General features: G+C 72.8%; 11 protein-coding genes. All 11 read right to left on the bottom strand.

What is annotated here, in order from left to right; translation table 11 throughout:
* Positions 1 to 39 precede the first annotated feature (39 nt).
* On the bottom strand, positions 40 to 345 hold the full coding sequence (locus C1I95_RS04680) for a YggT family protein (protein ID WP_111212523.1): 306 nt from the start codon (positions 343 to 345) through the stop codon (positions 40 to 42).
* A gap of 29 nt (positions 346 to 374) precedes the next feature.
* The gene (locus C1I95_RS04675; RefSeq protein WP_111212522.1) at positions 375 to 1064 is read right to left on the bottom strand and encodes a cell division protein SepF; all 690 of its coding nucleotides are present in this window, start codon (positions 1062 to 1064) and stop codon (positions 375 to 377) included.
* 195 nt (positions 1065 to 1259) lie between these two features.
* Positions 1260 to 2006, bottom strand: a complete 747-nt coding sequence (locus C1I95_RS04670; protein ID WP_111212521.1) for a YggS family pyridoxal phosphate-dependent enzyme — start codon at positions 2004 to 2006, stop codon at positions 1260 to 1262.
* 9 nt (positions 2007 to 2015) lie between these two features.
* The gene (gene ftsZ, locus C1I95_RS04665) at positions 2016 to 3131 is read right to left on the bottom strand and encodes a cell division protein FtsZ (protein ID WP_111212520.1); all 1116 of its coding nucleotides are present in this window, start codon (positions 3129 to 3131) and stop codon (positions 2016 to 2018) included.
* 254 nt (positions 3132 to 3385) lie between these two features.
* On the bottom strand, positions 3386 to 4165 hold the full coding sequence (locus tag C1I95_RS04660; protein ID WP_199523607.1) for a cell division protein FtsQ/DivIB: 780 nt from the start codon (positions 4163 to 4165) through the stop codon (positions 3386 to 3388).
* Between the two features lie 32 nt (positions 4166 to 4197).
* On the bottom strand, positions 4198 to 5730 hold the full coding sequence (gene murC / locus C1I95_RS04655) for a UDP-N-acetylmuramate--L-alanine ligase (protein WP_111212518.1): 1533 nt from the start codon (positions 5728 to 5730) through the stop codon (positions 4198 to 4200).
* A gap of 58 nt (positions 5731 to 5788) precedes the next feature.
* A complete protein-coding gene (gene murG / locus C1I95_RS04650; RefSeq protein WP_111212517.1) occupies positions 5789 to 6895 on the bottom strand; it encodes an undecaprenyldiphospho-muramoylpentapeptide beta-N-acetylglucosaminyltransferase in 1107 nt (368 codons plus the stop codon).
* Positions 6895 to 8313 (bottom strand): FtsW/RodA/SpoVE family cell cycle protein, encoded by a 1419-nt coding sequence (locus C1I95_RS04645; protein ID WP_111212516.1) that lies wholly within the window; start codon positions 8311 to 8313, stop codon positions 6895 to 6897. Before C1I95_RS04645 ends, murG begins: the two co-directional genes overlap by 1 nt.
* Positions 8314 to 8709: 396 nt before the next feature.
* A complete protein-coding gene (gene mraY, locus C1I95_RS04640) occupies positions 8710 to 9843 on the bottom strand; it encodes a phospho-N-acetylmuramoyl-pentapeptide-transferase (protein WP_111212515.1) in 1134 nt (377 codons plus the stop codon).
* Positions 9840 to 11261, bottom strand: coding sequence for a UDP-N-acetylmuramoyl-tripeptide--D-alanyl-D-alanine ligase (locus tag C1I95_RS04635; protein WP_111212514.1), 1422 nt, complete (start codon positions 11259 to 11261; stop codon positions 9840 to 9842). The genes mraY and C1I95_RS04635 overlap by 4 nt, the downstream gene beginning before the upstream one ends.
* A complete protein-coding gene (locus C1I95_RS04630; RefSeq protein WP_111212513.1) occupies positions 11258 to 12817 on the bottom strand; it encodes a UDP-N-acetylmuramoyl-L-alanyl-D-glutamate--2,6-diaminopimelate ligase in 1560 nt (519 codons plus the stop codon). The genes C1I95_RS04635 and C1I95_RS04630 overlap by 4 nt, the downstream gene beginning before the upstream one ends.
* Positions 12818 to 12927: the final 110 nt, after the last annotated feature.

Here is a 12927-nt window from a genome sequence, read left to right as displayed (position 1 = left end):
CTCCTCGGGTCAGTTGCGGCCGCGATAGCGCGTCGGTCATCAGGCGGTCCTGATGATCGCCGGCTCTAACACAAACCTCATCAGCACGAACAGGATAACCAGGAGCACAAGGGAGGCCAGGTCGATGCTCACGGTACCAATTCGCAGCGGAGGGATCACACGCCTCAACGCCCAGAGCGGGGGATCAGTGACGCTCCACACGGATTCCAGTCCGGCCGATGCCCCGCGACCGGGCTGCCAGCGCCGCCCGTACTGCAGAACCGCGCTTAGTACGAAACGGGCCAGAAGAACGATAAGGAAGACATAGGTGATCAGGTACAGGACCTGAAGCAAGATCGACAACACGGCAGGCGACGTCCCTCGGGTCGGGCGGGTCAACTCAGGCTGAAGAACCCGCCCTCGGCAATCTTGGCCTTGTCCTCCGCGGTGACCTGGACATTGGCCGGTGAGAGCAGGAACACCCGGTTGGTCACGCGCTCGATCGTACCGCGCAGCCCGAACGCCAACCCGGCGGCGAAGTCCACCAGACGGCGGGCATCCGCCTCGTCCATCTCGGTGAGGTTGATGATCACGGGAACCCCGTCCCGGAAGTGCTCGCCGATGGTGCGGGCCTCGCGGTAGGTGGTCGGGTGCAGCGTGGTGATCTGGTAACGCTGCTCCTCCTCGGGCACCACCGCGCGCTCGCGGGGCTGCACCTGCGGCGCCAGGGCGAGATTGTCCCGGCTGTGGTAGGTCAGCGCGCCCGAGGGCTCACCCGTCGACCGGGTGATCGACCGCACGCTGGACCGCTCGACCCGCTCCGGGCGCTCGGACTCCAGGCGCTCGGACTCGCTCAGTCGGCCACCGGATCGCTCGCTCAGCCGACTGCGGTCACCCAGCCGGGGACGAGGAGCGGGCGGCTCCTCCGCCTCGTCCTCGTCGTCCGCGAACTCCTCGGCGTACCGGCTCTGCCGGTAACGCGAATCGCGGTAGCCACCCTTGTCGTAGCCACCGTCGTCATAGGCCCGCTCGTCGTCCTCTTCGACCAGTCCGAGCCAGACCCCCGCCTTGCGCAGTGCACCCATCCCCGCGCCCTTCCCGTCCGCCGTGCGGCACACGCCCCCGCCGTGTCGCCCTGTCGCGAGTGGACCATTACTGCCCACCGGACCGGAACGGCAATCCCCTGACGTGCAATTCGCGTTGCACGCCACGCCCCCCGGTCGCCGGGAAGGCCGTTCCCACAAACAACACTGATGTAATTTGCTTCTCTCGCGGTCAGGCTACCGCAGCGTGGGACGCATTCCGAGCAACGCGCTGCCGACGCGGACATGTGTCGCGCCGTGACCGATCGCCGCCTCCAGGTCACCGCTCATGCCCGCCGACAGGGCCACCGCCTGCGGATGGTCCGACCGGAACGCCGCAGCGACCGCCGCCAGCCGGTCGAACGCCCGCTCCGGCTCCCAGCCGAGGGGCGCCACGGCCATCAGACCGGCCAGTCGCAACCCCGGCGCGGCGGCCACCGCGGCGGCCACCGGGCCGAGGCCGACGTCCGGATCGGCGGAGTCCGGCACCGTCCCGCCCCGCGCCGGGTCGGCGTCGATGCTGACCTGCACCAGCACGTCCAGTGGGCGGTCCCGGCCGGCGGTCGCGGCCACGTCCAGCGCGGACGCCAGCCGCACGCTGTCGACGGACTGCACCACGTCCGCGTACCGGATCACCGACTTCACCTTGTTGCGTTGCAGCCGGCCGATGAAGTGCCAGCGCGGCGTGACCCCGGCGGCGGCGACCTCGCCGGCCTTGGCCGCCGCCTCCTGGTCGCGGTTCTCCCCCACGTCGGTCACGCCGAGGCCGGCCAGCGCGACCACGTCGGCCGCCGGGTAGGTCTTGGTCACCGCGATCATGGTCACCTCGGCCCGGTCGCGGCCCGCCGCGGCACAGGCGTCGGCGATGCGCGCGCGTACGCGGGCCAGCCCGGCGGCGAGTTCGGCACGCCGGTCGGGGCGTACCAGAGCAGCACTGTCGGTCATCGGCGGTGTTCAGGACCCGTTCTTGAGGAAGTCGGGCACGTCGACGTCGTCGAAGAGCACCCGACGCGGCGACTGCGGAGCAACCGGCGGGGCGGGCGACGGCACCACCGGCGTGCTCGGCTGGGCGGCCTGGTTCTGGTTGGTCTTGCGGGCCGGCTCGGCCGCCTTGTAGGCCGGCGCACCCCCGTCGAAGCCCGCCGCGATCACGGTCACCCGCACCTCGTCACCGAGGGCGTCGTCGATGACCGCACCGAAGATGATGTTCGCGTCCGGGTGCGCCGCGTCGGTGACCAGCTGGGCCGCGTCGTTGATCTCGAACAGACCCAGGTCGGACCCGCCGGCGATGGAGAGCAGCACACCGCGGGCGCCGTCCATGCTCTGCTCCAGCAGCGGGCTGGAGATGGCCGCCTCGGCCGCCTCGACCGCGCGGTTCTCGCCACGGGCGCTGCCGATGCCCATCAGCGCGCTGCCCGCGCCGCTCATCACGCTCTTGACGTCGGCGAAGTCCAGGTTGATCAGACCCGGCGTGGTGATCAGGTCGGTGATGCCCTGGACACCGGAGAGGAGCACCTGGTCGGCCGTCCGGAAGGCGTCCATCATGCTGATGTTGCGGTCGCCGAGCGCCAGCAGCCGGTCGTTGGGAATGACGATCAGGGTGTCGCACTGGTTGCGCAGCTCGTCGATGCCGGCCTCGGCCTGCACCTGGCGGCGCTTGCCCTCGAAGGAGAACGGTCGGGTCACCACGCCGATGGTCAGCGCACCCAGCTTGCGGGCGATGTTCGCCACCACCGGCGCGCCGCCGGTGCCGGTGCCGCCGCCCTCGCCGCAGGTCACGAAGACCATGTCGGCGCCCTTGAGCACCTCCTCGATCTCGTCGCGGTGGTCCTCGGCGGCGTTCTTGCCGACGTCCGGATTGGCGCCGGCGCCCAACCCCCGGGTCAGCTCGCGGCCGACGTCGAGCTTGACGTCGGCGTCGCTCATCAGCAACGCCTGCGCGTCCGTGTTGATCGCGATGAACTCGACGCCCTTGAGCCCAACCTCGATCATCCGGTTGACGGCGTTGACGCCGCCGCCCCCGATGCCGACGACCTTGATGACCGCCAGGTAGTTGTGCGGAGGTGTCATCTCCGGTCCTTTCCCTTCGAGATTGGCTACTCCCCGACCGGCTACGGCGTGGCCAGACCGGCGGTCGACGCAGCTGTCACCAGCGAGGTCGAGAGGTAAACCTTCACCCTCTACTAGAGGGTTACGGTTATGTCAACCACTGATCCTCTTCCGGGCAACGTAGGCGCACCCGAGCGATGAGCCAAGGACCTGCCCGGCGTGTCGCCGGTGGAGCGCAACGCCTCACCACCAACGCCCCGCCGGCTGACGCCCGCTCACTTGAAGGTGACCACGTCCGGCGCGCTGACGTCGATCCGCGCGGCCTCCTGGTCGAGCAGGGCGGTGGCCACCCGGGCCTTGTCCGCCCCGCGCGTCGCGTCGCCCCAGAACACCGTACGGTCGCCGCGCAGCCGCACGCTGATCCGGGCCAGGCCCTCGACCGTGACCTCCACCAGTTCGGCGCGCAGCTGCGGGGTGAGCACGGCCAGCACCGCCAACCCGGCCTGGGTGTCCGGGTCGTCGGCGCCAGGTTCGGCCAGCCGTAGCAGCGGCAGGCCGTCCGGGCGCTGCGGCAGCGTCCGGAACGCCACTCCGCCGGCGTCGAGCACGACGAACTGCTCGCCGTGCGGCACCACCGCCACGCCGGTCCGCTCGGTCAGCCGGACCACCAGCGCGTCCGGCCAGTCCCGGTGCACCGTCACCCGCTCCACCGGCGGCAGGGCGCCGATCCGGCCGGCCAGCGCGGCCAGGTCGACCCGGGCCAGCGGGGCACCGTCCGGCACCCTCGCCGCGTCCCGCACCTGCACCGCCGTGACCAGCTCCGCCCCCTCCACCCGCACCTCGCGCACCCCGAACAGGCCGGTGCCGAGCAGCGTCCACGCCACCAGCCCGGCCAGGGCGAGCACCCCGCCGGCCACCGCCCACGGCAGCGCCGCACGCATCCGGCGACGCCGGGCCCGGGCCATGAACCGCCGAGTGGAGGCGGGCACCGCGTCGCGGCCGGCGCGGACCAGCTGCCAGCGGCGGGTCGGACGGCGGCCCCCGCCGCCGTCCACCCCGGTGCCGCGCCCGCGGGCCGGGCCGGGACTCATTCCGCCGCGGGCGCCGCGCCGTCCACGCCGACGCCGCCGGGGACAGTGCCGCCGATGCTCGTCGCCCCGCCGGCCAGACCGCCGGGAACGGTGCCGGTCGGCTCCTGCGGGTCGGCGGTACGCGTGGTCAGCGCGGTCAGCAGCTCGTCACCCATCAGCGAGATCGGCGGTGCGCCCATCGTCACCACCACGTCGCCGGAACGGGCCCGCCGGGCCACCTCCGCCGGCGCGGCCTCCCACGAATCGACGAAGACCTTCCGCTCCACCGGCAGCGACACCGCCTCGACCAGCGCGGTCGACCCCTCGCCCGGCCCGCGCAGCTCGCCCGGCCCGAAGACCTCCAGCAGCACCAGCTCGTCGGCGATCGCGAGCGCCTCGGCGATCTCCGTCTGCAGGTCCCGCGTGCGGTAGAGCCGGTAGGGCTGGAAGACGACGATCAGCCGGCCGTCCCCGGCCACCTCGCGCAGCGTCTGCAGGGCCAGGGTCATCGAGGTCGGGTGGTAGGCGTACTCGTCGTAGACGAGCACCCCGTCGGCGACGCCCTTGCGCTCGAAGCGTCGGCGCACGCCCGGGAAGGCCGCCAGCGCGGCCTCCGCCGCGTCCAGCGGCAGCCCCAGCAGGTACGCGGCCAGCACCGCAGAGGCGCTGTTGAGGCCCATGTGCCGGCCCGGCACCGGCAGCCGGAACTCGCCCAGCGAGCGGCCGTCGATGTGGGCGAGGTAGCGCACCCCCCGGGCCGACGAGGCCATCCCGCTCAGCCGCAGGTCGGCGTCGGACGCCTCGCCGTAGGTGTACACGCGGCGCCCCTCGGCGCGCAGCGTGTCGGCCAGCCGCCGGCCGCCCGGGTCGTCCGCGCAGGTGATGATGAAGCCGTCCGGGTCGGTGAGCCGGGCGAACTCGGCGAAGGTGGCCTCCAGGTTGGCCAGATCACCGTAGGTGTTCAGGTGGTCCGCCTCGATGTTCGTGATGATCGAGACGAACGGGCGGTAGATGAGGAAGGACCGGTCGCTCTCGTCCGCCTCGACCACGAAGTACTCGCCGGTGCCGTGGTGCGCCCCCGAGCCCACCTCGGAGATCTCCCCACCGATCACGAAGGACGGATCCGTCCCGGCCTGCTGGAGCACCATGGTGACCATCGAGGTGGTGGTGGTCTTGCCGTGCGTACCGGCGACCGCCACCGTGCGGCGCCCGGTCATCGCGGCGGCCAGCGCCTCCGAGCGGTGCAGCACCCGCAGGCCGCGCTCGCGCGCCTCGACCATCTCCAGGTGGTCGGCGGGGATGGCCGAGGAGTAGACCACGGTGTCGACCCCGTCGAGGTTGGCCACCTCGTGGGTCATGTGGATCGTCCCACCGAGCGCCCGCAGGCCGGCCAGGGACGGCCACTCGCGCAACTCGCTGCCGGAGACCGGCAGGCCCCGGGTGAGGAACAGCCGGGCCAGGCCGCTCATGCCGACCCCGCCCACCCCGATCAGGTGGATGTGGCCCAGGTCCTCGGCGGTCAGGGTGCCAGCCGGGCTGAACGTGGTCATCGGGACCAACCTTTCGTTCGCGACTGCGGGGCTCGCAGACCCGGCTCACTCCTCGCGCTCACCGGGACACCGCCTCGTAGACGAAGTTGAGCAGCGCCTCGTCGCCGTCGCGGCGCCCGTATCCGGCTGCGGCGGTGCCCATCGCGTGCAGCCGCTGCGGGTCGCGGATCAGCGGGATCACCGTCCGCTCGATCCAGTCCGGGGTCACCTCGGCGTCGTCGACCAGCAGCCCGCCGCCGGCCTCGACCACCGGCAGCGCGTTGCGCTTCTGCTCCTGGTTGCTGTGCGGGTACGGCACGTAGATGGTCGGCAGGCCGATCGCGGCCACCTCCGCGCAGGTCATCGCCCCGCCCCGGCCGAGCATCAGGTCCGCCGCGGCGTAGCCGGCCTCCATCTCGGACAGGTAGGGCAGGGTCACGTACGGCACCGGTAGGTCGGTGGGGATCGGCACCGGCTCGTTGCGGGCCCCGATGACGTGCAGCACCTGGATGCCGTTGCGGGCCAGTTCCTTGGCCGCCCCGGCGACCGCGAGGTTGATCGACCGGGCGCCCTGCGAACCGCCGGCGACGAAGAGCACCGGCAGGTCGGGGCGGAGCCCGAAGTGGGCGCGGGCGGCGCTGCGCATGGCCGACCGGTCCAGCCCGGCGATGCCACGGCGCAGCGGTACGCCGACCACCCGCGCGTCGCGCAGCGACTCGGCCTGTGACGGCTGGTGCGGGAAGCCGACCGCGACGTGCCGGGTGAACTTCATGCCCAGCCGGTTGGCCACACCCGGCGGCACGTTGACCTCGTGGATCACGATCGGCAGCTCCCGCCGCCAGGCGGCCAGGTACGCCGGCACCGAGACGTACCCGCCGAACCCGACCACCACGTCGGCGCGTACCTCCTCGATGACCTTGCCCGCCGCGCGGGCCGCGGTCCACATCCGGCCCGGGGTGCGGACCAGGTTCATGTTGATCGACCGGGGCAGCTGGTAGGCCGGGATGTTCCGCAGGTCGTAGCCGGCCGGCGGGATCAGCTCGTTCTCCAGGCCCTTGGGTGTGCCGAGACAGGTGATCCGGACGCCGGGGTCGTGTCGGCGCAGGCAGTCGGCGAAGGCGAGCAACGGGTAGATGTGCCCCCCGGTGCCGCCTCCTGCGAGCACCACCGAACGCAGCGGACCCATCAACGTCTCCTCTCGTCCGCCGACCCGCCGCGGCCCCGGTCGTCCCGGGGGCCACGCGGTGCGGCCTGGTCGTCCCTGCGCCGCTTGCGCGCCTCGGGGACGGATCCCCGGGCAGCCGGCGGCGGCGCCGCACGGCGACGCCGGCCGGGAAGCGGCGGCAACGGAGCCCACACTAGTCGGACCCACCGGGCCGGTGGACGGGCATGCAGGGCCCGGGCCGCATCGGGTTCCGCACGGGCGAAGGAGGCCAGCATGCCGACCGCCGCCAGGGTGACGACCAGGGCGCTGCCGCCGACCGAGATGAACGGCAGCGGCACCCCGGTCAGCGGCAGCAGGCCGATCACGCCACCGATGTTGATGAACGCCTGACCGACCAGCCACGCGGTGGCGCCCGCGGCGGCCAGCCGGCGGAACGGGTCCTCGACCCGCCGGGCGATCCGCAGGCCGGTGTAGGCGAGCACGGCGAAGAGGGTGACCACCACCGCGCAGCCGACCACCCCGAGTTCCTCGGCGATCACCGCGAAGATGAAGTCGTTGTCCGCCGCCGGCAGCCAGTCCCACTTGGTCCGCCCCTGACCCAGCCCGGTGCCGAACCAGCCGCCGTTGGCGATGGCGTAGCGGGCCTGGGCGATCTGGTAGCAGCCCTCGAGCTTGCAGTCGTCCGGCGGCGGCGGATTGAAGAACATGGTCAGCCGGGCCAACCGGTAGTTGTCCTCGCCCTTCACCCCGGAACCGGCGCCCAGCGAGGCGACCGCGACCAGCAGGCCGATGCCGACCAGCCCGATCGCGCTGAGCGCGGCGAAGACCCGCAGCCGCACGCCCGCCGCCCAGAGCAGGCCGACCACCAGGGCGAGCAGGCAGAGCATGCTGCCCAGGTCGTTGTAGCCGACCAGGACGAACATCAGGCCCACCACCGGGAACAGCGGGGTGACCAGCTCCCGCCACCAGCCCAGCGCGGCGCCCTTGCGGGCGAGCACGTACGCCCCCCACAGCGCCAGCGCGAACTTGGCCAGCTCGGAGGGTTGCAGGCCGATGTCGCCGACGAACAGCCAGAGCAGTTCGGCCCTCAACGGGCCGATCTTCGCCGGGCCGTCGGTCAGCCGCCCGTACGCCACCAGCAGGTTCAGCAGCACCAGCAGCCCCACCGCGACGGCCAGTGTCGGCCGGCCGAGCGCCCGGTAGGTGCTGGCCGGCAACCGTTGGCAGGCCCAGAACACCACGATGCCGATGACCGCGAAGATCGCCTGCTTGGTCAGCGACGCCGAGGCGTTGCCACCCTGGGCGTAGTCGCGCACGCTGGTGGCCGAGAAGACCATGGTCAGGCCGATCAGCAGCAGCAACCCGGCGCTGGCCAGCAGCAGGTGGTAGGAGGCCAGCGGCCGGGCCAGCAGTCCCCGCAGCGCGGCCAGCCCGCCCATCGCGTCCAGGCCCCGCCATGGGCCATCGGTCGCCGGTGCCGCGCCCGACCCGCCTGGCCGTTCGGCACCGGATCCGCCGGATCGCGCCGGACCGGTCGGCCCCGAACGGGCGGACCGTGCGCCGTGGCCGGCCGCCGACCCAGCGGTTTCCGCCGCGCCGGCCGCCCCGCTGGCGCCGGGCCGCGCCGCGGCGGCCACCCCGGCGCTACCTGCGCCGCGGGCCGGCCGCCGGGTGCTCGACTCCGAGCCGTCTTCTTCTCGCGCCTCCCCCACAGCGCCATCATCGCGGTTGCCGGCAGCTCACACCGGCGGTACCGGCCGGTCGGCGTGTCGGACTTGCGCTAGGTCACACCCCGCTGCCACACCGTCACATCGCCACCCCGTCAACGGCGGGGATCAGCCCATGTTGGCGAGGAAGTCGCTGTAGAAGAGGCCGAGCGCGATGGCCACGCCGATGCCGGCGATGATCCAGAACCGGACCACGATGTTGACCTCGCTCCAGCCGGCGAGTTCGAAGTGGTGCTGCAACGGCGACATGCGGAACACCCGCTTGCCGGTGGTCTTGAAGGAGATGATCTGGATGACCACCGACATCGTGATGATCACGAACAGCCCGCCGATGATCGGCAGCAGCAGGATGGTGCGGGTGGACATCGCCATACCGGCGATCAGGCCGCCCAGGCCGAGCGCGCCGGTGTCGCCCATGAAGATCCGAGCCGGCGACGTGTTCCACCACAGGAAGCCGACACAGGCCCCGGCCGCGGCACCCGCGATCAGGGCGATCTCCAACGGATCCCGGACCGTGTAGCAGTAGTTGTTCGGGTTGGCGGTGTACGCCGGGTCGGCGCACCAGTGCCGGTACTGCCAGAACGCGATCACCGCGTACGCGCCGAGCACCATCACCGAGGCGCCGGTGGCCAGGCCGTCGAGCCCGTCGGTGAGGTTGACGCCGTTCGTCGCCGCCATCACCACGAAGATGAAGATGATCACCGCACCGATCTTGCTGACGTCCAGCGCCGGAATGTCCCGGATGAAGCTGAGCGTGGTGCTGCCGACCGTCTCGGTGTTGGTCACCGCGCCGGAGGCGTCCGTCATGGTGGACGGGAAGTAGAGCGCGATCACCCCGAACACCGCGCCGACCAGGATCTGGCCGAGCAGCTTGCCACGCGCGCTCAGGCCGCCGCTGTGCCGCTTGCGCACCTTGAGGAAGTCGTCGATGAACCCGACGGCACCGGCGAAGACCATCAGGCCGAGCAGCACCAGCGCGGTGATGGTCGGCTCGACCTGGGCGATCTGGGCGTCCGGCAGGGTGGTCAGGGCGAGGTGCCCGGCCACGTACGCGATGACCGTGGCGAGGATGAACACCACGCCACCCATGGTCGGGGTGCCCTTCTTGCCCTGGTGCATCTGCGGGCCGTCGGTCCGGATGGGCTGACCGGCCTTCAGCCGGGTGAAGACCTTGATCGCGATCGGGGTGCAGAACAGCGAGACGAGGAAGGCCACCCCGATGGCCACGATGACCGCTCTCACGCCGCGCCACCCCCGGCCGCCGGACCCGTGCCGTTGCCCGCGGCGTCGGCCCGCAGCGCGTCGGCCACCTCCCAGGTCCGGTAACGGGACCCCTTCACCAGGACGACGTCGCCCGGCCGTAGCTCGCTACGCAGCACCTCGACGGCCGCCGCCTGATCGGTGAGCAGCACCGACTCTCCTCCCCAGTTACCTACCGATGTCGCCCCGTGGTGGATCGGCGCCGCCGCGTCGCCGACCACGAGCAGCCGGTCGACGCCCAGCTCGGCCGCGAGACGGCCCACCTCGGCGTGCCCCGGCACCTCGAACTCGCCCAGCTCGGCCATGTAACCGAGCACCGCGACGGTACGCCCTCCGCGCCCGATGCCGGCCAGCGCGCGCAGCGCCACCGCCATCGACGCCGGGTTGGCGTTGTACGAGTCGTCGATCACGGTCACCCCGTCGGCGCGCTCGAACACGTCCATCCGACGGGTCGAGACCAACCCCAGCGCGCCGAGCGCGATGGCCAGTTCGGCCAGCGGCATGCCCAGCTCCCGGGCCACCGCCGCGGCGGCGAGAGTGTTCCCGACCTGATGCCGCCCGGTGAGCCCGAGTCGCACCGGGGCGCTGCCCTCCGGCGTCACCAGGGTGTACGCGGGCCGCCCCCGCTCGTCCACGGTCACGTCCACGGCCCGGACGTCGGCGTGGGCCGCCTCGCCGTACCGGACCACCCGGGCCACCGTACGGGTGGCCATCGCGTCGACCAGCGGGTCGTCGGCGTTCAGCACGGCCAGGCCGTCGGCCGGCAGCGCCTCGACCAGCTCGCCCTTGGCCAGCGCGATGTTCTCCTGCGAGCCGAACTCGCCGATGTGCGACACCCCGACGTTGAGCACCACCGAGATGCGCGGCGGCGCCACGTCGCAGAGGTACCGCACGTGACCGATGCCCCGCGCGCCCTTCTCCATCACCAGGTAGCGGGTGGACGGCCCGGCCTGCAACGCGGTGTACGGGTGCCCCAGCTCGTTGTTGAACGACCCGGGCGGCGCCACCGTCTCCCCGAGCCGCGCGGTGAGCTGGGCGATCAGGTCCTTGGTGGTGGTCTTGCCGGACGAGCCGGTCAGCCCGATCACGGTCAGCTCCGGCAACCGGTCCACCACCGCCCGGGCCAGCCGGCCCATCGCGGCCAGCGCGTCGGCTACCAGGATCATCGGCACGCCGGGCACCTCGCGGGTGCCCAGCACCGCCACCGCACCGGTGTCGACGGCCGCGGCGGCGTAGTCGTGCCCGTCCACCTTCTCCCCGTCGAAGGCGACGAAGAGCCCGCCCGGGGTGACCTTGCGCGAGTCGAACTCCACGCTTGCGGTGACCAGCGTGGCGGGATCTGCGGCGACCAGTCGCCCGTCGACGGCCGACGCGACCTCGGCCAGGCTCAGCGCGATCACTGCTGACCCGCCAGGTCCCCGAAGCGGATCCGCAGCGCGTCGGCGAGTTCGGTGACGTCGTCGAACGGGTACACCTCGCCGGCGATCTCCTGGCCGCGTTCGTGGCCCTTGCCGAGTACCGCCACCACGTCGCCCGACGCGGCCAGCCGGACCGCCTCGTCGATCGCCGCCCGCCGGCCGGCCACCTCGACCACCCGGTCCGGCGCCGCGGCCTGGTAGGCGCCCGCGAGCACCTCGGCGCGGATCACCCCGGGATCCTCGGTACGCGGGTTGTCGTCGGTCACCACCACCACGTCGGCCCCCTCCGCGGCGGCGGCGCCCATCACCGGCCGCTTGTTCCGATCCCGATCACCACCGGCACCGATCACGCAGATCAGCCGGCCGGTACTGAGTTCCCGCAGGGCGGCCAGCGCGGCCACCACGGCGTCCGGTTTGTGCGCGTAGTCGACCACCCCGCGCACGCCGCCGGCCACCCCCACCGACTCCAGCCGGCCGGGTACCCCGCCACAGGCGGCCACCCCCTCGGCGGCGGTCACCGGGTCGACCCCGGCCGCGACCAGGGCGGCGATGGCCAGCAGGGCGTTCGCGACGTTGTGCCGGCCGGGCAGCGCCACCCCGGCGGGGAGGACCAGCCCACCCGGGCCGTGCGCGGTGAAGCGCTGGGCGTACCCCTCGCCGTCGGCGTCGTCGGCCCACCAGGTGGCGGCCGGGTCGCCGGACGCCGAGAAGCTGACCGTCGCCGGCTTGAACAGCGCCTTCAGCGCCGGGTCGTCATGGTTGAGCACCTCGACGGCGCAGCGGCCGTCGAACAGCCGCGCCTTGGCCGCGAAGTAGTCGGCGGAGTCGGCGTGGAAGTCGAGGTGGTCGGAGCCGAAGTTGGTCCAGCCGCCCACCGTGAAGCGCACCCCGCCGACCCGGCCCATCGCCAGGGCGTGGCTGGACACCTCCATGACCACCGCGGTCACCCCGCGTTCCCGGGCGGCGGCCAGCATCGCGTGCAGGTCGGTGGCCTCGGGCGTGGTCCGGACGCTGTCCACCACCAGGTCGCCGAGACGGGTTTCCACGGTGCCGATCAGGCCGGTGGTGTGGCCGGCGGCGCGCAGCCCCGACTCGACCAGGTACGCGGTGGAGGTCTTGCCGGCGGTGCCGGTCACCCCGATCACGGTCAGCTCCGCGGTCGGGTCGCCGTAGACGGCCGAGGCGAGCGTGCCGAGCACCGCGCGGGGGTCGGCGACCACCAGGGCCGGCAACCCGCTGGCCGCGGCCAGCTCGGCACCGGCCGGGTCGGTCAGCACGGCGACCGCACCGGCGGCCGCCGCACCGGCGGCGAACTCCGCGCCGTGTCGGCGGGCGCCGGGCAGGGCGGCGTACAGATCGCCGGGGTGGACCTCCTGGCTCGCGTGGGTCACCCCGGTCACCACCGGATCGGCGCTGGTGGGGGGCGCCACGGCGAGCCGGGCGGCTAGGTCACCGAGCCGGATTCCGGTCACGGTACGGGGACGAGGATTGCCGCGCACGGCGTCAGACCCTACCCGGTCGCCCGGTCCGGGCCGCACGGCGCGCCTGAATCTCCGCCGCAGGGAGTCGAACCGCAGGTGGGGACACGCTCGCGAGTACCAACCACCGCCCCCACCCCATCCTTGCCGTCGGTCACGCAGTTGTGGTG

The organism is Micromonospora craterilacus (assembly GCF_003236315.1).
Taxonomy (GTDB): domain Bacteria; phylum Actinomycetota; class Actinomycetes; order Mycobacteriales; family Micromonosporaceae; genus Micromonospora; species Micromonospora craterilacus.
The sequence above is the reverse complement of the archived record's forward strand: the minus strand, read 5'-3'. Positions and strand labels throughout refer to the sequence as shown.